The 20,704-nt window shown below is 60.1% G+C and carries 18 protein-coding genes and 1 pseudogene; 11 read left to right on the plus strand and 8 right to left on the minus strand.

The features are described 5' to 3' along the window. A pseudogene (locus tag AWB69_RS31285) lies at positions 1 to 276 on the plus strand (malate synthase G); the annotation flags it as partial. A 61-nt stretch (positions 277 to 337) separates the two neighbouring features. Here AWB69_RS31285 and AWB69_RS31290 read toward each other — a convergent pair. From AWB69_RS31290 to AWB69_RS31305, 4 genes are read right to left on the minus strand one after another with little or no spacing between them, the layout of a single operon-like run. Next, on the minus strand, positions 338 to 1,102 hold the full coding sequence (locus AWB69_RS31290; RefSeq protein ID WP_062090702.1) for an SDR family NAD(P)-dependent oxidoreductase: 765 nt from the start codon (positions 1,100 to 1,102) through the stop codon (positions 338 to 340). After that, positions 1,095 to 2,168: a ketopantoate reductase family protein gene (locus tag AWB69_RS31295; protein ID WP_062090703.1), complete on the minus strand. Its 1,074-nt coding sequence runs from the start codon at positions 2,166 to 2,168 to the stop codon at positions 1,095 to 1,097. Before AWB69_RS31295 ends, AWB69_RS31290 begins: the two co-directional genes overlap by 8 nt. Before the next feature lie 25 nt (positions 2,169 to 2,193). Beyond that, positions 2,194 to 2,889, minus strand: a complete 696-nt coding sequence (locus AWB69_RS31300; RefSeq protein WP_062090704.1) for a creatininase family protein — start codon at positions 2,887 to 2,889, stop codon at positions 2,194 to 2,196. Next, entirely contained in the window at positions 2,876 to 3,871 is a 996-nt protein-coding gene (locus AWB69_RS31305; protein WP_062090705.1) for a GntR family transcriptional regulator, read from the minus strand. The genes AWB69_RS31300 and AWB69_RS31305 overlap by 14 nt, the downstream gene beginning before the upstream one ends. 302 nt (positions 3,872 to 4,173) lie before the next feature. On the opposite strand from AWB69_RS31305, the gene AWB69_RS31310 reads away from it, so the two are divergent. The 6 genes from AWB69_RS31310 to AWB69_RS31335 all read left to right on the plus strand — a co-directional run bounded on the left by AWB69_RS31310 (position 4,174) and on the right by AWB69_RS31335 (position 10,690). Beyond that, on the plus strand, positions 4,174 to 5,769 hold the full coding sequence (locus tag AWB69_RS31310) for an ABC transporter substrate-binding protein (RefSeq protein ID WP_062090706.1): 1,596 nt from the start codon (positions 4,174 to 4,176) through the stop codon (positions 5,767 to 5,769). 105 nt (positions 5,770 to 5,874) lie between these two features. Further along, the gene (locus AWB69_RS31315) at positions 5,875 to 6,813 is read left to right on the plus strand and encodes an ABC transporter permease (RefSeq protein ID WP_062090754.1); all 939 of its coding nucleotides are present in this window, start codon (positions 5,875 to 5,877) and stop codon (positions 6,811 to 6,813) included. A 71-nt stretch (positions 6,814 to 6,884) separates the two neighbouring features. Next, the gene (locus AWB69_RS31320) at positions 6,885 to 7,661 is read left to right on the plus strand and encodes an ABC transporter permease (RefSeq protein ID WP_197500362.1); all 777 of its coding nucleotides are present in this window, start codon (positions 6,885 to 6,887) and stop codon (positions 7,659 to 7,661) included. Positions 7,662 to 7,671: 10 nt separating this feature from the next. Next, positions 7,672 to 8,685 carry an ABC transporter ATP-binding protein gene (locus AWB69_RS31325; protein WP_062090708.1) on the plus strand — a complete coding sequence of 338 codons (1,014 nt, stop codon included), beginning with the start codon at positions 7,672 to 7,674 and terminating at the stop codon, positions 8,683 to 8,685. Position 8,686: 1 nt separating this feature from the next. Continuing rightward, positions 8,687 to 9,685 carry an ABC transporter ATP-binding protein gene (locus AWB69_RS31330; RefSeq protein WP_062090709.1) on the plus strand — a complete coding sequence of 333 codons (999 nt, stop codon included), beginning with the start codon at positions 8,687 to 8,689 and terminating at the stop codon, positions 9,683 to 9,685. Positions 9,686 to 9,727: 42 nt separating this feature from the next. Continuing rightward, complete coding sequence (locus AWB69_RS31335; protein ID WP_062090710.1) at positions 9,728 to 10,690, plus strand: isoaspartyl peptidase/L-asparaginase family protein; 963 nt, start codon at positions 9,728 to 9,730, stop codon at positions 10,688 to 10,690. 57 nt (positions 10,691 to 10,747) lie between these two features. On the opposite strand, the gene AWB69_RS50900 is transcribed toward AWB69_RS31335, so the two are convergent. Then, positions 10,748 to 11,029, minus strand: a complete 282-nt coding sequence (locus tag AWB69_RS50900) for an amidase family protein (RefSeq protein WP_082913663.1) — start codon at positions 11,027 to 11,029, stop codon at positions 10,748 to 10,750. Between AWB69_RS50900 and AWB69_RS31345 the strand changes: the two genes are divergently transcribed. After that, positions 11,016 to 12,266: a methylaspartate ammonia-lyase gene (locus AWB69_RS31345; protein WP_062090712.1), complete on the plus strand. Its 1,251-nt coding sequence runs from the start codon at positions 11,016 to 11,018 to the stop codon at positions 12,264 to 12,266. The two genes, AWB69_RS50900 and AWB69_RS31345, sit on opposite strands and share 14 nt — an antisense overlap. A 476-nt stretch (positions 12,267 to 12,742) precedes the next feature. On the opposite strand, the gene AWB69_RS31350 is transcribed toward AWB69_RS31345, so the two are convergent. Further along, positions 12,743 to 13,723, minus strand: a complete 981-nt coding sequence (locus AWB69_RS31350; RefSeq protein ID WP_063977950.1) for a LysR substrate-binding domain-containing protein — start codon at positions 13,721 to 13,723, stop codon at positions 12,743 to 12,745. A gap of 229 nt (positions 13,724 to 13,952) precedes the next feature. Between AWB69_RS31350 and AWB69_RS31355 the strand changes: the two genes are divergently transcribed. The 3 genes from AWB69_RS31355 (at position 13,953) to AWB69_RS31365 (ending at position 18,284) form a co-directional block, all read left to right on the plus strand. After that, positions 13,953 to 15,509, plus strand: a complete 1,557-nt coding sequence (locus AWB69_RS31355) for a M81 family metallopeptidase (protein ID WP_062090713.1) — start codon at positions 13,953 to 13,955, stop codon at positions 15,507 to 15,509. Positions 15,510 to 15,637: 128 nt separating this feature from the next. Continuing rightward, entirely contained in the window at positions 15,638 to 17,002 is a 1,365-nt protein-coding gene (locus AWB69_RS31360) for an MFS transporter (RefSeq protein ID WP_063977952.1), read from the plus strand. A 226-nt stretch (positions 17,003 to 17,228) separates the two neighbouring features. After that, positions 17,229 to 18,284, plus strand: coding sequence for an aldo/keto reductase (locus AWB69_RS31365; RefSeq protein WP_062090715.1), 1,056 nt, complete (start codon positions 17,229 to 17,231; stop codon positions 18,282 to 18,284). 79 nt (positions 18,285 to 18,363) lie between these two features. On the opposite strand, the gene AWB69_RS31370 is transcribed toward AWB69_RS31365, so the two are convergent. Together AWB69_RS31370 and AWB69_RS31375 are read right to left on the minus strand one after the other, a co-directional pair. Continuing rightward, complete coding sequence (locus tag AWB69_RS31370; RefSeq protein WP_062090716.1) at positions 18,364 to 19,689, minus strand: amidase; 1,326 nt, start codon at positions 19,687 to 19,689, stop codon at positions 18,364 to 18,366. 5 nt (positions 19,690 to 19,694) lie between these two features. After that, on the minus strand, positions 19,695 to 20,687 hold the full coding sequence (locus AWB69_RS31375; protein ID WP_179841419.1) for an ABC transporter substrate-binding protein: 993 nt from the start codon (positions 20,685 to 20,687) through the stop codon (positions 19,695 to 19,697). Positions 20,688 to 20,704: the final 17 nt, after the last annotated feature.

Genomic DNA, 20,704 nt, shown 5'->3' on the forward strand with positions numbered 1-20,704 from the left:
GACCGCGCAACGCTGCGAATCTCGAGCCAGCATATTGCCAACTGGCTGCATCACGGGGTGGTGTCGGAGGCGCTGGTGAGCGAGACGTTCGAGCGCATGGCGAAGGTCGTCGACAAGCAGAACGCCGGCGACCCGCTTTACCAGCCGATGGCCGGTCACTTTGAGACGTCGCTGGCTTTCAAGGCGGCGAAGGCGCTGGTGTTTGAGGGGCGTAAGCAACCGAGCGGATACACCGAGCCGTTGTTGCATAAGTTTCGCCTCGGCGCGAAGGCATAGCCGCGGCGGTACCTGGGGGCGAGCCTGACAGTCGCCGAAATTTCCAAAACCAAAAACAGCGCTATTTCCCCCCGTCAACGCTCAATATCTGGCCACTCACCCAGTTCGCCCAATCGGACGCAAAAAAGAGAACCGCATGGGCGATATCATCTGGTGCACCGAGCCGTTTTAATGCAATGCGCTGGATCAATTGTTGCTGCCCTTCTGCGCCCATTGCGTCCCATTGCCGTTCAGTTGAGGGATTGCTGCGGATGAAGCCGGGGGCAACGTTATTGACGGTAATGTTCCATGGGCCAAGTTCATGCGCCAGTTGCCGGGTCAGCCCAATTTGTCCGGCTTTGGCGCTCGCATAGGCCTGAATGCCGGTCAGGCTGACGTCCAGGCCCGCCCGGCTGGAGATGTTGATAATGCGGCCAAAATTCTGCTCCTTCATCGAACTAACGGCAGCTTGCGACATCAGGAATGCGCCGGTCAGATTGACGTCCACAATTGCGTGCCACTGCTCGAATGTCACATGCTCCAGCGGCTGACCTTGCTGGCCCACTACCCCACCCGCGTTATTCACGAGCGTGTCGATCGCGCAGTTTTCGGCGCCGAGCTGTGCAAAAAGTGCGGCAACTGCTTTGCCGTCACCGACGTCCAGATGAAATGCACGGCAACCCGCGCCGCATAGTGCTGCTGTTTCCTGCACCCCCGCGAGTTGGATATCGCAGGCGACCACCTGAGCGCCCCGTTGGGCGAAAGCAAGGCAAATCGCGCGGCCAAAGCCCTGCGCGGCACCGGTCACCAATACCCGGCGACGTGAGAAATCAAAGGCATCAAGCATTGGCCGTTCCTCCAAGCAATGCCAGTGTGCCGAGTGTTTGCGGCAACAGGCCCTGTTCGATTTGGTGAATGAGCGAAACCAGCTGCGTGGTCAGCGGCATGGCAATACCGCAAGCTGCGCCGATAGCAATGGCCGGGGCAATTTGCGCGTCCACTTCCGTTTGCCGTTTTCGTATTGCCAGGTCGCGCCAGATACCCGAGTGGGACTTTGCAGAGCGGCGGTTATGCGCCACCATGTCATCAAAGGATATCGTGGTTTGGTTCGCCGTCGCGTCAGGCAGGAAGGCCCGTGGATCAAACCCGTCAAAGCCCTGCAAAGCGATCCCCCTAGCGGCAGCGACCGAACCAATTTCCTGCGCCAGTCGTGTCAGCACCGGACGGAATTCTGGCCTGTCCAGGACATCGGCAATGCTGTCGTTACTCAGCGCGGTGGCGAACAGCAATGCGCCATAAATCATCTTGGCCCACAGGTATCCCCAGATATTCGGCGTCAGGATCGCATCGGCGTCGAACTGTTGCAGCAGGTGGAAAAGCGCCTCTGTACGGGGACGGGTCACGCCATCCAGTTCCCCTATCACCACCGCGCCACGGCCACCAAGATGAATAACCCCCGGCTCAAGAAAGTCTGCACCGAAGTTGAGAAAAGCACCGACGGTGCATTCGTCGCCAATAAATTCGGCGATGGTGCTTTCGTTGAGGCCGTTTTGCATCGACACCACATAACCCTGCGGCGCAAGCAGAGGCGTTATATCCCGCATCGCGGCCGGTGTGTGATGAGATTTCACCGCCAGTAATACGGCGCCGAGTTTCCCGCGAAATGCCTGCGCCATCTCTTCAGGCAAGAATGCCCGCGCCCTGACTCGGTGATCTCCCATCGGGCCGGTGATGCGGAGTCCTTCGCGGTTTATCGCCTCGACATGTGCCGCGACGTTATCGACGAAAATGACTTCTTCGCCTGCCTTGATGAAGGCCGCGCCAATCGCACCGCCAATCGCCCCCGCACCCCAGATGATCCATGGCGCACGGTTATTTTCATCTGATGCTAACGCAGAGAATTCTTCTGACATGGCTTGGACTCAAAGTGCAGATTGCTTAAAGTGATTCGATCGTGTCGCGGAGTTCGTTCACGGCAGTGTCCCAAATGGCCTGCATGTCGTCATCCGGGCGCTGATAGCTACCGCCATAGTTGCCGTCGCCGAGATACTGGCGCGCCTGCGCCGGGTTCATCTTGCGCAGCTCCGCCAGACTGATCATCGGCTTTCGGACATCCGGCTGCGTCACGTTATCGAGCCGCGTCCACGCAAAGTTTTCCATCCACGAAGCGTGTGAGGCCACGGCATCGGTCGCCAAAACTTTTTCCCACGTCAACGGCGCGTTCCACCAGTTGTACAGCTGCACGCTGACTTCGCGGTTATTCACCATCCATTCGCTGATGATGTTCTGCGCCGGCGAATTTCCGCCGTGACCGTTCACCAGCAAAATACGGCGAAACCCCTGGCGTTTCAGGCTGTTGAGAATGTCGTAAAGCAAACCGACATACGTCTGCATGCTTAGGCTGATGGTGCCGGGATAATCACAGAAAGTTGGCGTCATGCCAAAGGGCATGACGGGGAACACCGGAACGTTGCAGAGTTCGGCCGCGTCGACAGCGACCTTCTCGGCCAGAATCGAGTCGACCGACAAGCTCAAGAACGCGTGCTGTTCGGTACTGCCCAAAGGCACGATGGCACGGTCATCGGCCGACAGGTAGTGTTCCAGCTGCTGCCAGTTCATTTCACTTACTTTCATGGGATTCCTTAGTGTCAGACGCGTTATGGATGCCCTGCTGCAGTAGCGGTAACACCACCCGCTGTATATCGCCCGCATCAGGAATGTGACGGTATTCAAAAGCCTGCTGGCCCGGTTGAAGATGCGCGGCCAGCGCCTCGGCGCCAGTGGCATACACCAGCGTGTCGGTATTTTTCAGTTGCGCCTCGAGCGCCGGATCGTCGCGCTGCATGACCGTGATCTGGTCCACGTGCGGCGCAAAACGGTGCACGCCGTTTTTCATCAGCGCAGTAAATTCCGGAAATATCGAAACAACGAGTACTCGGGCCAACGGATCAAGCGACGCGAGTGCACGCCGCGTGTTTTCCGATGGAATAAAACTGATATTCAGCACGCGCTGGCCGGGCAACAACTGGCTGACCTCACGACGGCGGTGAGCAAAGGTCAGCAGCAAGTCCGCGTCCGCCATCCTCTGGCGGAGTGCCTGATCGTCCCGCAGATCAACGATTGTCGTGGCTTCGACGCTGGCGGTTTCTCCAAGGGTTTCGGCCACGCTTTCGGCGTAGTCACGCGCGGAATCGATGAAATTCCCGATCAGAAACACGCGCTTTTTGCGTCGCTGCCGCTGACGGTCGTTGAAGCGGCTGCTGACCAGCGCGCCCAACTCCTGCGCGGTGAGGGCCATCACAATACCGCAGTCGATAAGCTCGTCCACCCGCTGATGCAACAGACCGTAGTCCTGTGAGCGAATGGCCAACGTGTCTTTCGCATCGGCAATAAAGGTTCCTGAACCAGGCTTGCTGTAGATCAGTTCGGCTTCTTTTAACTCCCGGTAAACCTGCGCGACGGTCATTGGCGCAACGCCGACCAATTCAGCCATTTCCCTCACTGACGGCAGTTTCTCGCCCGGCTTCAGCGCCTCGAATGTGATCGCATATTCAATGAGCCCGCGAAGCTGCATTCCGAGCGGCAGCGCAGAACTGCGGTCCAGATGAAATTCCATAACTTAGTATGCCTTTGCATCCGTACTATCTTACTAGTACGATACTGTTGTTTTTATGGTAACGCAAGAGTGTGCTACTCAAAACGGCTGAAATTGCCCGTCATCCTTTCCGTACAAAGCTTACAACGAATTTTCGAGCACGGAATATTGACAGTTTGTGATCTTCTATCTAGATATTGTACCGTTACACTAGAACGGATCACGGCGCCGACAAGAAATACCCGAGCGCTTTCGACCCACTGCGAGACCACCAAAAACTTTCCTGGCGCGCACTTTTTTCCGATGATTAGAGAGGCATTGCAATGAAGGCACCACATAAAGCAACCCTGCTGGCTTTACTGACGGCCGGCGCGTTGAGCGCGGCATGTGCACACGCTGCCGACGCTGTGCAACGCGGGGGAACGCTGGTCTACGGGCGATATGCCGACAGCATTTTCCTGGAACCGGTGTTCAATGACAGCAACAACGACATCTGGATCCTTTCCAACCTGTACGACACCCTGCTGCTGCCTTCCCGAAACGGCAAAGGCATTGAGCCTGGGCTCGCGACCGCATGGAAAGTGGCCGATGACGGCAAAAGCGTGACCCTCACTCTGCGGCCGGGCATCAGGTTTTCCGACGGTTCGCCCATTACCGCGGAGGACGTGAAATGGTCATTGGAACGCGCCAGCAAGCCGGGCAACGGAGTCTGGCAGTTCATGGTCAGCGCAATCAGTAGCGTCGAGGTAAAAGACCCACAAACTGTCGTGCTCCAACTCTCGCACCCCGACCCGGCGATCCTCAGCGCGCTGACTGTCTTTAACACGGCCATCATGCCTAAAAAGGCCTTTGAGGCCGCACCGGGCGTGACCGATAACGAGAAAGCCACGGCATTTGCCGAACATCCGGTTGGCTCCGGGCCGTTCATGCTCCAGTCCTGGCAACATAATTCCACCATGACGCTGGTGCGCAACCCGTATTACTGGCGCAAAGGAGCCGATGGCAAGGCGTTGCCGTACCTCGACAGCATCAAATTCGAAATTGTGCCCGACGACGCCACCCGCATCCTGAAACTGCAATCCGGCGAACTCGACGGCGCCGAGTTCATTCCCTATTCCCGCGTCAAGGAGCTGAAAGGCAATCCGGCGCTGAATATGGTGTTGTTCCCCTCAACGCGTGTTGAATATTCCAGCATGAACGTGCGTCCGGAAATCGACGGCAAGCCAAATCCCCTGGCTAACCCGAAAGTGCGTGAAGCACTGAATTACGCCACCGACAAAGACGGCGTGGTGCAACTGGTCACGTATGGCATCGGCAAACCGATGACCTCGTTCATGTCGACCTCTACTCCGCTGAACTCCGGCACCAAACCGCTGTATCCGGTCGATGTGGCAAAAGCCAACGCGCTGATGAAGGAGGCCGGGTTCGGCTCCGGTTTCAGCACCAGCATGATGATCCTCGCGGGTAACGAAGACGACATCAGCATCGCCACCGCGCTGCAACAGATGTGGTCGCAAATTGGTGTCAAACTCACAATCAATCAGGTCGACAACGCCACGCGCACCGACCGTTATCGCAAAGGCGACTTCAGCATGCGTCTGTCTCCGTGGACCGATGACATCGCCGATCCGAACGAAATCACCGCCTACTTTGCTTATTCCAAGAATATTCAGGCGTTGCATTCCGGCTGGAAGAATGACGTAGTCGATCAGGTGTTTGAACGCTCTCAGAAAGAGATGGATCCCGTCAAACGTGCGGCAGACTACAAGACAATTCAGGATACCTACAACAGCACGGGCCCGACCATCCCGCTGTATGAGAGTTCGTATCCGGTCGCGCTGAAAAAAGACGTGCGCGATTTTGTGCAGATCCCGCTGGGCAACAACATCTTCACTACCACCTGGCTACAGAAGAAATAACGGCCAGCACTGGAGACGAGGCGCGTCAAAGCGCCTCGATGCCCACCGGGCATGGACGCCAGTTTGCTGAACCCGCGGTTTATTACTGCAAGACCGGAGGGCCAGGTGCCCGAATTTGCCTACATCCTTAAACGAATATTGCTGATTGTTCCAACGCTGCTGGTGATCCTGGTGGTGACGTTCACCATCGTGCGCCTGTTGCCGGGCGATCCTGCCAGCGCCATGATCGGCGATCGCAGCACCGATTCCGACGTGACGCGCATTAACGCAGAACTAGGCCTCGACAAACCGCTGCCGGTGCAGTTTTTCTATTTTGTCCGTCAAGTGGCAACGCGCAATCTGGGTGACTCTTTTGCCCTGCACGAACCGGTTACCTCAGTGATCGCCGAGCGTCTGCCGGTGACCTTGATGCTCACGGCAATGGCCGGATTTTTCGCACTGGCAATGGCTATCCCGCTGGCGTTTGTCTCAGCCCTGCGGCGCAACAGTGCCACTGACATGGCCATCCGAGGCTCCTTTCAGGTCACGCTCTCCATGCCGCCTTTTTATATTGGCCTCGTACTACTGACCATCTTCTCGGCTCGTCTCCATTGGTTTCCCGTCGGCGGTTACGGCGACACATTCGGCGATCGGGTCTATCACCTTTTTTTGCCGTCGATGACGCTGGCACTGAGCCTGACGGCCGTACTCATGAACAGCCTCCGGGCCTCGATCATCGCGGTACTTGATGCCGAATACGTTACCTTCGCCCGCGCCAAAGGCCTGAGCAACCGCACTATCCTGCTGCGGCACGTCATGCGTAACGCGCTTATCCCGACGCTGACGCTGTTTGCCCTCAACATCGGCACTATTATCGGCGGTGCAGTGATCACCGAGACCGTCTTCGCCGTGCCGGGAATTTGCCGGTTGATGGTCGACAGCATTTTCAGCCGCGACTACCCCATGGTGCAGGGTCTGGTGATCGTGCTGTCGGTGCTGGTTTCCTTGATCTTCCTTGTCACCGATATCGTTCAGGTCGCGCTCGACCCGCGGAGGGCAAGATGACAACACTTCTCCTCTCTCGTTCGTTGACTCGTTCGTGGCGCAAGCGTCTGCCGTGGCCCACGCTGCTAGGCGTGTTGATTTTGCTGTTCAGCCTGACCGCGGCATTTTTCCCCGCATGGATCGCGCCTCATGATCCGCTGCAGTTCGACTACAGCGCGATCCTCAAGGGCCCCACCGCCCAGCATCTGTTCGGTACCGATAATTTCGGCCGCGATATTTTTGCCCGCGTGATCTATGCGTACCGGATCGATTTGCAGATCGCCTTGTTCACCACGCTGTTCCCGATGCTGTTCGGTACGCTCGCCGGCTTGCTGGTCGGTTTTTACGGCGGCATTGCCGAAACCTTGTTCCAGCGCGTGGTTGACGCAGTGATTACTTTCCCGCTGCTGGTGCTGGTGATCGCTATCGTCGCGATCCTCGGGCCTGGACTGAAGAGTATGTACATCGCCGTCGGGATCATTTACTGGGTGTTTTACGCCCGGCTGATTGCCGGTGAAGTCAGCGTACAAAAGCGGCTGGATTATGTTGCCGCCGGACAGGTGATGGGCTACAGCCACCTGCGGATCATCTTTCGTCATCTGCTGCCGAACGTGGTCACAGCCACCCTGGTGTACTGGATGACCGACATGGCGCTGGCGATCCTGCTCGGGTCCAGCCTGGGCTATCTCGGTCTGGGCGCGCAGCCGCCGACGGCGGAATGGGGCGTGCTGATTTCATCGGGCAAAAACTTTATGGACACCGCCTGGTGGATCACCATTTTCCCCGGAGTAGCTATTGTGCTGACGGGCCTTGGCTTCAGCCTGATCGGCGATGCGCTGGTCGAATGGCTGCGTCCTGGCAACCACTAGAATTGAATCGATGAACACTCAATCAAACAGTGACGGCGCGCTGTTGCAAGTGACCGGCCTGAATACCCGCATCAAGACATCGCGCGGCGAGTTGCGTGCGATTCAGGACGTCAGCCTGACGCTGGAAAAGGGTGAGATCCTCGGACTCGTCGGCGAATCCGGCTCGGGTAAGAGCGTGACATTGCGTTCGCTGCTCAAGCTGATGCCCCCGTCTGCGGAGATCTCCGGCTCGGTCAAATGGCAGGGACGCGAACTCTCTACGTTAAGCTCCTCCGCGATGCGCTCGGTGCGCGGCGGCGAGATCGCCATGATTTTCCAGGAACCGATGATCGCCCTGAACCCGGTGCTGACCGTGTGGCGGCAGATCGAGGAAAGCCTGCATGCGCACACCGATCTGAACCGCAAACAGCGGCGTCGGCGCGCAATAGAACTGCTGACCCAAGTGGGGATTCCGGCGCCGGAAAGCCGACTGGATGATTATCCGCATCAATTTTCTGGCGGCATGCGCCAGCGCGTGATGATAGCCATTGCGCTGGCCGGCGATCCTCGCCTGCTGCTGGCGGACGAACCCACCACCGCGCTTGACGTCACCATCCAGGAACAGATCCTGAAGCTGCTGCTCAACCTGCGCGACGAACTGGGCATGGGCATCATTTTCGTTACGCACGATCTGGGCGTGGTTGCGCAGCTTTGCGATCGCGTAGCGGTCATGTACGCCGGGCGCATTGTCGAAACCGGGCCGGTTAACTCGATTTTCCGCCAGCCACATCACCCTTATACCCAGGGGCTGATCGCCTCGGTGCCGCAGGCAGGTGACGAAGGTACGCCACTGCTGTCGATAGAAGGTACGCCGCCGTCGCTGCTGGATTTACCGCAAGGGTGCAGCTTTAGCCCCCGCTGCATCCACAGCACCGAGGTGTGCCGGCAACGGCTGCCGGACCTGGTGAAGTTGTCAGCGCATCAACAGGTTGCCTGTCATCATCATCTGCACATTCAGCAACAACGACAGCCGGAAGAGGTATGAGATGAGCGAGATCATCACGCCGCGCGAGATACCGATCATTAGCGTCGAAGACGCGATGGTGCATTTCCCGGTGAAGCAATCGCAGATACAGCGCCTTCAAGGCAAACCGAAGCAGTTTGTACAGGCACTGAATGGCGTGCGCCTGGAACTTAGCCGTGGCGAAACCCTGGGGATTGTCGGCGAATCCGGCTGTGGAAAGTCCACGCTTGCGCGCACGCTGGTGGGCCTGCTAAACGTCACTGAAGGGCGGGTACGCTTCAAGGGGCAGGACATTGCCACGCTGCTTGGTCGGGCCCGGCGCAGCTTCAACCGCCAGGTGCAGATGATATTTCAGGATCCCTACGGTTCGCTGAACCCGCGCATGACCGTCGGCCAGATGCTGAGTGAGGCGCTGTCGGTGCACGACATGCGTCCGAAGCATGCCATTCCTGCAAGGATCCTCGAGCTGATGGACCTGGTGCGCTTACCTGCGGATGCCATAGACAAACTGCCGCATGAGTTTTCCGGCGGGCAGCGCCAGCGTATTGGCATCAGCCGTGCGCTGGCGGTTGAACCGGAAGTGCTGGTAGCCGATGAGTTGGTGTCGGCGCTAGATGTCTCAGTGCAGGCGCAGGTGGTCAATCTGTTGCTGGATCTGCAGAAGAAACTGTCTCTGACGGTGCTGTTCGTCGCGCACGACCTACGGCTGGTACGCCATATTTCGCACCGCGTCGCGGTAATGTATCTTGGGGAAGTCGTCGAGGTTGGCGACACAGAAACGCTGTATCGCACTCCGCTGCACCCTTATACCCAGGCACTATTGCGCGCCGCGCCGACCCTCGACCCTGCCGAACGCGGCAAGAACGTCAGCCTGACCGGTGAATTGCCAAGCCCCCTTTCGCCCCCGGCCGGCTGTCGTTTTCATACCCGCTGCCCTCACGTCACAGACCGCTGCCGCATTGAACGGCCGGTGCTGACATTAAAAGCAACCGGGCAAAAGGTCGCCTGTCATTGGGCCTGAAACGATTTGCCCGAAACATTAACCAGACTGCAAGAGAACAAGATGACTAAAGACTCGTCCGCACCGGCACTGGCGATCCATGGTGGTTGCGGTGTGATGGCCGAACATGAGATGACCGAACAAGAATGGGACGCTGCCCGCGATGCGCTGAAGCAAGCGTTGCGGGCAGGTGCGGTCGTGTTGCAACGCGCCGGCTCCGCGCTGGATGCTGTTCAGGCTGCGGTGCTGGTGATGGAAGACTCGCCGTGGTTCAACGCCGGTTTCGGTGCGGCTCTCAACGCCGACGCACAGCACGAACTTGACGCCGCCATTATGTGCGGCAGAACTTTGGCAGCCGGTGCAGTTTGCGGTGCACGGCAGATCCGCAATCCGGTTTTAGCGGCCCGAAGTCTGCTGGATGCCGGCGAAAGCGTGTTGCTCGGCGGCAGCGGTGCTGACCGATACGCCCTTCAACAAGGCCTCGCCTGCGTTGACGGTGACTATTTCACCACGCCACGCCGTGTAGAAGCGCTCGAGGCCATGCGCCGCCACCAACTGGCAGGCACGTACAAAGCCGCAAAAGAAGCGGAAAAACATGGCACGGTCGGTGCCGTGGCGCTCGACCAGCACGGCCATCTGGCGGCGGCAACCTCCACAGGGGGGTACACCAACAAGCCGGTTGGCCGCATCGGCGACAGCCCACTGATTGGCTCCGGCACTTACGCCCGCGATGGCGCCTGCGCGGTGTCCGGCACTGGCCAGGGAGAATATTTCATCCGTCATGTACTGGCTCACGACATTGCCAGCCGCGTGACCTACGCCGGTGAAAGCGTTCAACAGGCCGCCGCACACAAGATAATGGGAGTGTTCAAGGATCTGGGCGTGGGTGCCGGCGTTATCGCCATCAGTGCTGATGGTGAAGTCGCCGCGCCGTTCAATACTATCGGCATGTTCCGCGGATGGATCCTGCCTGACGGACGCGCTTGTGTCGGCAGTCATCGCGACCTCTACTATTTCGATCTTTGAGTTGCCGCACTGAACGCTTGCAGAGGGACAGGCTGGCCGCGAACGGTCAGCATGGTCTCATAGAAGGGGCGGAGCCGCCGCATGCCACTCCGTCGCCTTTTGATACGCATACCCCAGCCTAAGCAAAATATCTTCTGCGAAAGGCTTCGCTGCGAGTTGCATGCCGACCGGCGTCCCGCGCGGAGAGAACCCGCAAGGCACCGACAACGCAGGTAATCCAATGAAATTGAAGGGCAGCGTGACACGGGTCGGTTGCGCCATGAGGGCGTCCATTTCCGTCTGGCGACTCGACCCTGACCTCAGTAGACCGTAGACAAAGGAACACATGATTGCTGACATCCTCACCGCACCGACCTTAGGCGCGTTTTTCTACGACGACCAGCGCGCCATCCGCGCAGGCGCGCAGCAGGACGGTTTCGACTACACCGGTGAACCCGTCACGCCGGGTTTCGCGCGCATCCGCGTGCAGGGTCACGCGCTTGGCGTCGGCCTCGTGCTCGACGACAGCTTCGTCGCGTGGGGCGACATGATGACGGTGCAGTACGCGGCGGCCGGCGGGCGCGAACCGGTGTTCAATCGCGATCATGCGCAGGCGCTGCTCGACGGACCCTTGAGGCCGCGTTTGCTCGCGCTCGATTTCAGCAATCTGCGTGAGGATATCGCGCGCGTATTCGCTCCGTTGCCCGATGGCTCGAGCGTGCCGTCATCGGTGCAATACGGACTCAGCCAGGCGTTGCTTGGCGCGTATGCACATCGCCGCCGCTTGACAATTGCGGAGGTGCTCGCCGATGCCTACGACGTGCCCCTCATTGCCGAACCCGTGCCCATCTATGCGCAGAGCGGCGACGAACGCAAGGTGAACGTGCAGAAAATGGTCATGAAACGCGTCGATATCCTACCGCATGGTCTCATCAACACGCCCGCGAAATTCGGCCAGGACGGCCGCCTCTTCGCCGACTACGCCAAGTGGGTCGCGGCTCAAGTCAACGGTGCAGCGGACCCCGCCTATCAGCCGACCTTGCACTTCGATCTGTACGGTAACGCGGGTATCGAATTCCATGGTGATCCGTTGAAGATCGCCGAGTACATCGCTCGTGTCGCGGAGTCGGTGGCGCCTTATCAACTCCATATTGAATCGCCCGCCGACTACGGTAGCACGGACAACCAGATTGATGGTTTCCTGCAGATCCGGCATCACCTCGATGCATTGGGATGCAACGCGAAGATCGTCGCCGACGAATGGTGCGACACGCTGGCCGACGTCGAACGTTTCTCCAAGAGCGGCGCGGCCGACATAGTCCAGATCAAGATGCCTGACGTGGGCAGTGTGACGCATTCGTTCGAAGCCGTGCTGTTGTGCAAGGCACACGGCGTAGGCGCTTATCTGGGCGGCAGTTGCGTGGAGACCGACTTGTCCGCGCGCGTCTCGGTGCATGCCGCACTCGCCTCGCGCGCCGACATGCAGCTCGCCAAACCCGGCATGGGCGTGGACGAAGCCTTGACCATCGTCGGGAATGAGCAAGCCCGCTTGCTTGCGATATTACGGGCAAAAAACGCGCAACCGATTATTCGTTAAATCCACAAATCTGGACTTTACCCGGTTCGATTACGCAAAGCGTCAAACCCAGTCCCAACGAGGCTCGCAGACAATTTAAGCCCCATCGAAAAACCCGCAACCAGTTGACTACCTGACAGGCGTTCCGCGATGGTTCAGACCCAAACTTGACAATCTCGCTGCTAACGTACGCACAAGTCGGAATCTTGACGGCACCCTTGCAAGTTCCCGCGGCGCCTCCCGCCCGGCGTACCGCTGACCGATCAACCCGCCGGACCATCGCTACCAGTCTGGCGCGCGGGGGAGCGTTAAGAACCTTGGGTAAGCGGATTGCGTGTCTAGTATTGAAGCGTTCCCTGCCTGCCGAGGTGAGCGATGAAAGTCATCATCCGCATCGAGACCATCGCCGATTGGGCCGAAACGGACATCGTCGAGCTTTGCCAGTTTGAGCGGCCGATCGGCGAGCTCGCACCGGAGAACGCCGCACCTCCATTCGATCAGCCGGCATCTGGCCCTGGCTTACGTCTGTTGCGGCCGTCGCGGCCTTGCCCTACCGGTTCGCCAGCGATGGACGGCAGCCAGAGCAGTTGCGATAGCGACGAGTGCAGATGGTCGAGAAAGCGCGTAGCCCGCAATGAGCGTCCATGTCGTGAACTGATCAGCGCAACGACATCGGCATCCGGCAATTGCCACTCGTCGAGCAGCGGGACCAACCGGCCCGCGTGCAGATGTTCGGCGACGTCCCACTCGGAACGCGCAATGATCCCGAGTCCGGCAAGTGCCCAATCGCGCACGGTGCCGCCGTCGTTGCTCGTCAGGCACGGCTCGATCCTGACATTCGCCGGCGCGCCGTGGTGCTTCGGCATAAAGCGCCACATCGTCACGTCTTCATCGTTTTCGCGTAGCGCGATGCAGTCGTGCGCACGCAGTTCATCCGGGTGCCGTGGTTCGCCGCGCAACGCTAGATAGCGCGGCGCCGCGCACAGGATGCGCCGGTTAGGCGCAAGCCGCCGGCTGACCAGCGTCGAATCGCGTAGCTCGCCAATATGGACCATCAGGTCCCAGGTGTTGTCCGAAACGTGCGTGGGGCGATCGGATAGCATCAGGCTTGCGGTCACTTCCGGATAGAGGCTGCGAAATTTCGCGATGACGGGTGCGACGTACCGCTGCCCGAAGCCGAGCGGCGCGATCACCCGAAGATGCCCCGCCACAGTCCCGCGTCGCGACGCCAGCGTGTCCGACAGATTGTCGATGTCGTCGCAGATCCTGCGCGCGTGGACCGCGAGCAGTTCGCCCTCGTCGGTCAGCACCAAGCGCCGGCCCGACCGGTCGATCAAGCGCATTCCCAGCCGCTTTTCCAGGAGACGCAAGCGCTGCGTGACAGCGGGCGGCGTGACATCGAGCTTGCGCGCGGCGTCGGCGAGCGAGGCGGCGGCCGTCAGCGTAATGAAAAAGTGCAGGTCTTCGGTCGAGATCATTAAGCTGCGCGTTAAGTTGCATGTTAACGAAGCAATAAGAAGATGTTAACCCCCACGGCTATTTGACGGCCAATACTCTTTTCACCGCGTGCGAACTCAGGTGCCGATGTTCGCGTCCATCCACAGCACGCCGTCGTGACGTGGATGGAAATGCGGTTGCCTTTGATGACCCGCCGGGAATGTCAGCGCCCAATGCCGGCCGATGACGCCGGCCGATGAGGAGCGATTGATGAAAAACCCGCGCGTTGCCATTCTTGGCTTTGCGATCGAGTCGAACCGGTTTGCACCGGTTTCGACGCGCGCCGATTTCCTGTCGCGTGCATATCTGCAAGACGCCGCGCTTCTGCTGGACGCGAGAAGCGCGGCACCTGTGATGACGCCGGAAATCCCGGCGTTCGTTCGTACGATGGATGCGATCCGACCCTGGACGCCGGTACCGATTTTGTTCGCGAACGCGGAGTCTGGCGGACCGGTCGAACACGCTTTCTTCGTCGACACGCTGCGCGAGTTCGAGAAGCGGTTACGCGCGGCGTTGCCGCTTGACGCCGTCTACATCTGTGAGCACGGCGCCGCCATCACGACAGAAGAAGACGATCCCGACGGCGTGGTGTTCACGCTCGTGCGCCGTATCGTCGGGCCGGCAGTACCGATCGTCGCCACCGTCGACTTGCATGCGAATGTGTCGGACCGAATGGTCGACGCAGTCGACGCCCTCGTGTCGTACCGCCGCAATCCGCACACCGATATGGCCGAACGCGGTGCAGAGGCGGCGTGGATCGCCATCGAACTGCTGGACGGTATGCGCACGTCCGTCGCCCATATGCGAATGCCTGTCTGTGCACCGCCGACGCAGTTGCTGACAGCACCGGGCACAGGGCCGTATGCGGAAATGATCCGACGCGCTGAGGCGCTCGATGATCCGCGCATCGTGAACATCTCGATTGCCGGTGGATTCGCGTTTGCGGACACGCCAAAGAACGGGCTGACGGTACTGGTCACCACACGCGGAGATGCGCCGCTCGCAGCCCGGGTTGCGCACGAGCTTGCGTCGTACGCATGGCAGGAGCGTGCCGCATTCACGCCGCGGCTGACGCCACTCAACGATGCGGTCAACCTCGCGAAAGCAACAGGCGACGATGCGTCGCGCGCTCCGGTGCTGCTTGCTGACGTAGCCGACAACCCTGGCGGCGGCGGCCGCGGCAACACGCCGTTTATTCTTAAAGCGCTCCAGGAACAGGACGTGCGCGGTGCGATCCTCGGTGTCGTCACAGATCCGGAACTGGTGGCGGACGCCTATGTGGCCGGTACCGGCCAAACGTTCCAAGCGCGTTTCAACCGGGCTGAAACCACCATTTATTCGGAACTGTTCGACGTGCCCGCCCGGGTGTTGCGACTGCATACAGGTAAAGGTGTCGGCCGCCGCGGACAACTGGCCGGGTGCAGCTTCGACCTCGGCCCGTCGGTCGCGTTGCAAGTAGGAGGCGTGACGGTCATCGTCATCAGCAAGCGACACCAGTGCCACGAGCCGATGTTCTTCGAGATGTTCGGCATTGATATCGCCAGCGCGCGCGTCGTGGTGCTGAAGTCGCGCGGACATTTCAGGGCTGCATTCGACGAATTCTTTGCTGACGAACAAATCGTGAGCGTCGATGCGCCGGGCCTGACCTCGCCGATCCTCGCGCGTTTCGACTTTAAGAAATTACCGAGGCCGGTTGTACCGCTGGACGACATTGCAACGTGGAGCCCGACAGTCCGTGCTGTTCAGCCCAACAGCGACGCGCGATGAGCGAACCAGCCATCTAAAGCGCCGGGCGGCGGCTGCCGGACGAAGAGCGGATGACCCACAACGAAGCGCTGCCACGCCGTCTCTGCATGGCATTCGAGGGCTGCGCACCGGAACAGGAGAGGACACTGATGAACGATACTTTGAATGCGGCACGAATCAGGCCGCAGACCGCCCGGAAAGTCATTTGGCACCTGGCGCCGCTGCTGATCCTGCTCTATGTCGTGAACCAGATGGACCGGGCGAATGTCGGTTACGCGGCACTGACAATGAATCACGAACTCGGCATGTCGGTCTCGCAGTTCGGGTTCGCGGCCGGCCTCTTCTATGCGGGCTACATTCTCGTTGCCGTCCCGAGCAACCTTCTGCTGGCCCGGTTCGGCGCGCGGCTCTGGATGACGCGCATTCTCGTCACCTGGGGAATCATTGCGTCGTTGACCGCATTCGTCGACAGCGCGCACATGCTGTACGTGCTGCGCTTTCTACTCGGTATCACCGAATCGGGATTCTTTCCAGGGATGGTGCTGTACGTCACGTTCTGGCTGCCGCGGCAGGAACGGGTGTGGCTGATGTCGCTGCTTTTTATCGCGATCCCGCTGTCGAACATGCTCGGTGCGCCAATTTCGACCTTCGTTATGGAGCACGTGCATATTTTTGGGTGGCCCGGCTGGCGATCGATGTTCTTCATTGAAGGACTGCCGGCGATCGCATTGGGCGTCGCCACCTTCATCCTGATGAAAAACCGGCCAGACGAGGCCTCGTGGTTGACTGCGGACGAGCGCGCCGAACTAAATGATGCGCTTGCGATGGAGCAGCAGGAGGCGCAGCGCGTGTCGCCTAAAAGCGCGTGGAGTGCGTTGGTGGACCGTCGAGTTCTTGCGTTCGGGCTGATCTACTTCGGCATCAATATCGGCGTCGTCGCGTTGTCGTTCTTCATGCCACAGATTGTCGCCGAGTTCTCACGGACGTTCGCGGTGAACTATTCGGTCCTCCAGATCGGACTGATCACCGCGATTCCGTTCGCTGTTTCGGCGCTGACCATTTTGTCGTGGGGACACTATGCACGCCGTACCACTGTCAGCGCGTGGCACGTCGCGGTTCCTACCGCGATAGGTGGTTTGTCGTTCGCCGCGGCGCTCTTCCTGTCCTCGCCGTATGAGGTGATGGCCGCCTTTACGCTCGGCGCGGTCGGCGTCTATACACCGCATGCTTCGTTCTGGCAGTTGCCTCCGCGCTATCTCAGCAATGCAGCTGCCGCGGCGGGGATCGGGCTCATCAATACGATTGGCACGCTCGCCGGTTTCCTCGGACCTTATGCGACCGGCTGGCTACACGATGTCACCGGCTCCTATCGCGTCCCGATGCTCGGCGTTGCCGCGCTAATGTGCATGTCCGCAACCATGGTAGTGCTCATTGAGCGCACGAGCCGCACTGCGCCACCATCGGTGAGACCCAGTGAGCTTCCGGAGCGGCATGCCTCCGGATCGGCGATCTGATTACAGGAGTGGCCCGCGCCCGTCATCCCTCGAAACACCGTTAATCACAAAAACCGCTTAATCAAAGCAGATATTCCCATTGGAATGGTAAGTGAATCTCCGATATCGTCGGACGGTTGGGCGCGTCAACGGAGAGAACAGGCACGATTTTCCCGCGCAGGCGGATGAGAAATGACCGCGCGCCGGTCCCGAATCCTCTGCAACCTTCATAGGAGATTGCTTCATCATGGAATATCGTCAACTTGGTCGTTCCGGCCTCAAGGTGTCGACCATCACACTCGGCACAATGACGATGGGCGGCAAGGGCAAATTTGCCAGCGTCGGCGAAGTCGGCCTCGACGAAGCGCGCCGGCAGATTGACATGTGCATCGACGCGGGCGTGAACCTGATCGATACCGCGGACGTCTATTCGAATGGCGCGTCGGAGGAAATCGTCGGCGAGGCGCTCGGCGGAAAACGCAAGGGCGGCGTGCTGATCGCCACCAAGGCACGCTTTCCGATGGGCGACGGCCCGAATGACCGGGGCCTGTCGCGGCATCATTTGATCCAGGCTTGCGAGGCGAGTCTGCGCCGCCTCAAGACCGATGTGATTGACCTCTACCAGGTTCATCAATGGGACGGGCTTACGCCGCTGGAAGAAACGCTCGAAGCGCTCGACCTGCTGGTCCAGCACGGCAAGATCCGGTACGTTGGTTGCTCGAACTACTCGGGCTGGCACCTGATGAAAGCATTGCACGTGAGCGAACGCGATCGTCTGCCGCGCTTCGTGAGCCAGCAGATCCACTACACGCTCGAAGCACGCGAAGCGGAGTATGAGCTCGCGCCAATCGCGCTCGATCAGGGACTTGGCATTCTGGTCTGGAGTCCACTGGCAGGCGGCTTGCTGTCAGGTAAGCACCGCCGCGACGCGACGCCCGAAGGCACGCGACAGCTCGCCGGATGGACCGAGCCGCCAATCCGCGACGAGCAACGACTGTGGTCGATCATCGACGTACTCATCGAGATCGCCGGCGAGCACAAAGTCTCGGCCGCACAGGTTGCGCTTGCGTGGACGCTTGGGCGGCCCGCCGTCGCCTCGGTGATCATCGGCGGACGCAATGACGTGCAACTGCGTGACAACCTCGGCGCGGCGAATCTCACGTTGACCGCCGAACAGCGCGCGCGGCTCGACAAGGTAAGCGCGCCGCCCCTGCTCTACCCGTACTGGCACCAGGTGCAATCCGCACACGACCGTCTTGGAGGCCCTGACCTGTCGTTACTGCGACCGCATCTGAAGGCATAGGTCGATCCGGCCGGTCACACTGAAAAGCGGTTCTGTCGCAATCGGGCGCTCTGCTATGGAGAGCGCCCAAGCCCCCGGGTCAGCGCGGCCGCGCCGCAACCGCTGCCTTCCATCCCGTCCTTTCCTCAGCCCACTCCGCCAGCCCCAGCAACGCCACATCGCCGTTCGCGGCTCCGACCAACTGCGCGCCCAGCGGCAACCCCGCCGGCCCGAAACCGACCGGCACCGTAATGGCCGGCACGCCCAGAAACGTCCACGGGGCGCAGAACGACGCATCGCCTGTGGAGTCGAGCCCGCGCGGCGGCTCGCCGCTCGCTGGCGCAACCAGCAACGCGTCGAGCGCCATCGTCTCCCTGATCCACCGCTCGAACCGATACGCCATCCGCGCCTGCAGAACCTTGGTCCTCGCATATTCGATGGCGGGCAGCATGCGCCCTTGCTCGACGAGTTCGCGCATTGGCGCGCTTACAAGCTCCGGTGAGCGATCGACAAGTTCGCCATGCGTGATGGCTGCCTCCACGCCCATTAGCGTCAGCGCGTGGCGCGGTGTATCGAAGATCCCTGCCGGAAGATCGACTATGACAATGTCGGCGCCATCGCACGACAGGCGCTCGGCAAGCGCGTCGAGCGCGGCTTGCTGTGCCGGCTCGACCGCGCCGCCTACCTGGCTCGCCAGCATGCCGATACGGTGCCCCGCCACCTTTGCGACCGCGGCCGGAACATGCGACGCATACGGATCGCCGGCATCAGTGCCAGCGACGAGCTTCAGAACATAGGCGGCATCCGCAACGTTGGTCGTGAACAAGCCGACATGGTCCAGCGACCATGCGAGCGGCAAAACCCCGGTTCTCGCGATGGCGCCGTAGGTCGGCTTGAAGCCGACGACACCGCAATACGCCGCAGGACGAATCACCGAGCCCTGGGTCTGGGTGCCGAGCGCAAGCGGAACAATACCCGCGCTGACCGCTGCCGCCGAGCCGCTCGACGATCCACCCGGCGTGTACGCGCTGTTCCACGGGTTGACGGTCGGCCCCGGATGACGAAAAGCAAACTCGGTCGTCACCGACTTGCCGAGTATCGTCGCACCCGCTGCGCGCAGGCGTGCTACCACCGAGGCATCATGCTCGGGTCGCCGCCCGGTATAAGCCCGCGAATTGAACTCGGTAGGCATGTCAGCGGTATCAATGATGTCCTTCACCGCTACCGATACCCCCGCCAGCGGCAAGGCCGCTTCGGTGCGGTTGACCGGCGGCGCGTCGGGCAAATATTGGAATGCATGCAGCTCCGCTTGCGAAGCCTTAGCCGCATCGAAACTTTGCAAGACGAAATGTTCAACGCTGGTCTTACCTGATGCAATACCGGCACGAATCTCGGCAATGGTCGGGCAAACGTAAGTCTGGATCATGTACTTTACTTGGCGGCAAGTGCGGGTTGGATGTAGCTGCGCGCAACGAACGTGTCGTACTTCGGCTGTTGCTTCAGGTTACCGAGCGCGATCTGCGTGTCCATCGCGACCGTGAGAGCCTTCGGCGTGATATCGACATTCTTGGGGTAGACGCCATCGGCGAGCATACGCTTGACGGCAGCATCGACCACCGGCGCATCGAGCGTTGGAAATTCCTTGCGGGCGATCGCGGCGGTTTCTGTCGGATTCGTCTGCATGTAGACAAGTGCGTTTTGCAGACCTTTCACGAAGCGCGCGGCGACGTCAGGATCGATGCTGCGCTTCGCCGTAATCGACGAGAACGCGTACTCGCCATAAAGCTTGGGAAAGCTCAGCACCACTTTCATGCCCTTGGCGACAGCTTGATCGAGACCCGGCTCGTACATCACTGCGATCTTCGATTGCCCCGCGACCAGTGGCCCAATTTCGGAGCCGAGCGGCACCTGCATCAGCTTGACGTCGCTCGGCGACATGCCATTCTCCTTCAGCGCCCTGAAGAAGAGCGACGTGCTGGTAGTCGGCATCTGCCCCGACACGACCACCTCGCCCTTGACGTCCTTGATACCGGCAAACTTCACGTCGGGAGCCACCGCGATCCACACAGCCGCACCGTTCACTACGTTCGCGATCACATCGACGTCGGCGCCCTTCTCGGCCGCCACCGCCGTCCATTCGGGACCATGCAGCGAAAATTCCGCGCTACCCGACAATACTGCCGATAACGCCGCGCTGGGACTGCCCGCCGTTTGCTTGGTCACGTCGAGCCCTTCCTTCGTGAAGAACCCACCGTCGATGGCGACATAGAGGGGCAAATACAGCATCGACTGAAACGCTTGCGAGATGGTGACTTTCTTGTCGGCGGCGAGCGCCGTGGTCGAGACCGACGTTACGGAAAGCGCGAGCGCCGTCGTCAACGCGGTCAACATTTTTCTTGCGGTGAATCTTGAGATGGGTGCCATCGTTATATTCCGGTCAA

It is taken from the genome of Caballeronia udeis (genome assembly GCF_001544555.2).
Taxonomy (GTDB): domain Bacteria; phylum Pseudomonadota; class Gammaproteobacteria; order Burkholderiales; family Burkholderiaceae; genus Caballeronia; species Caballeronia udeis.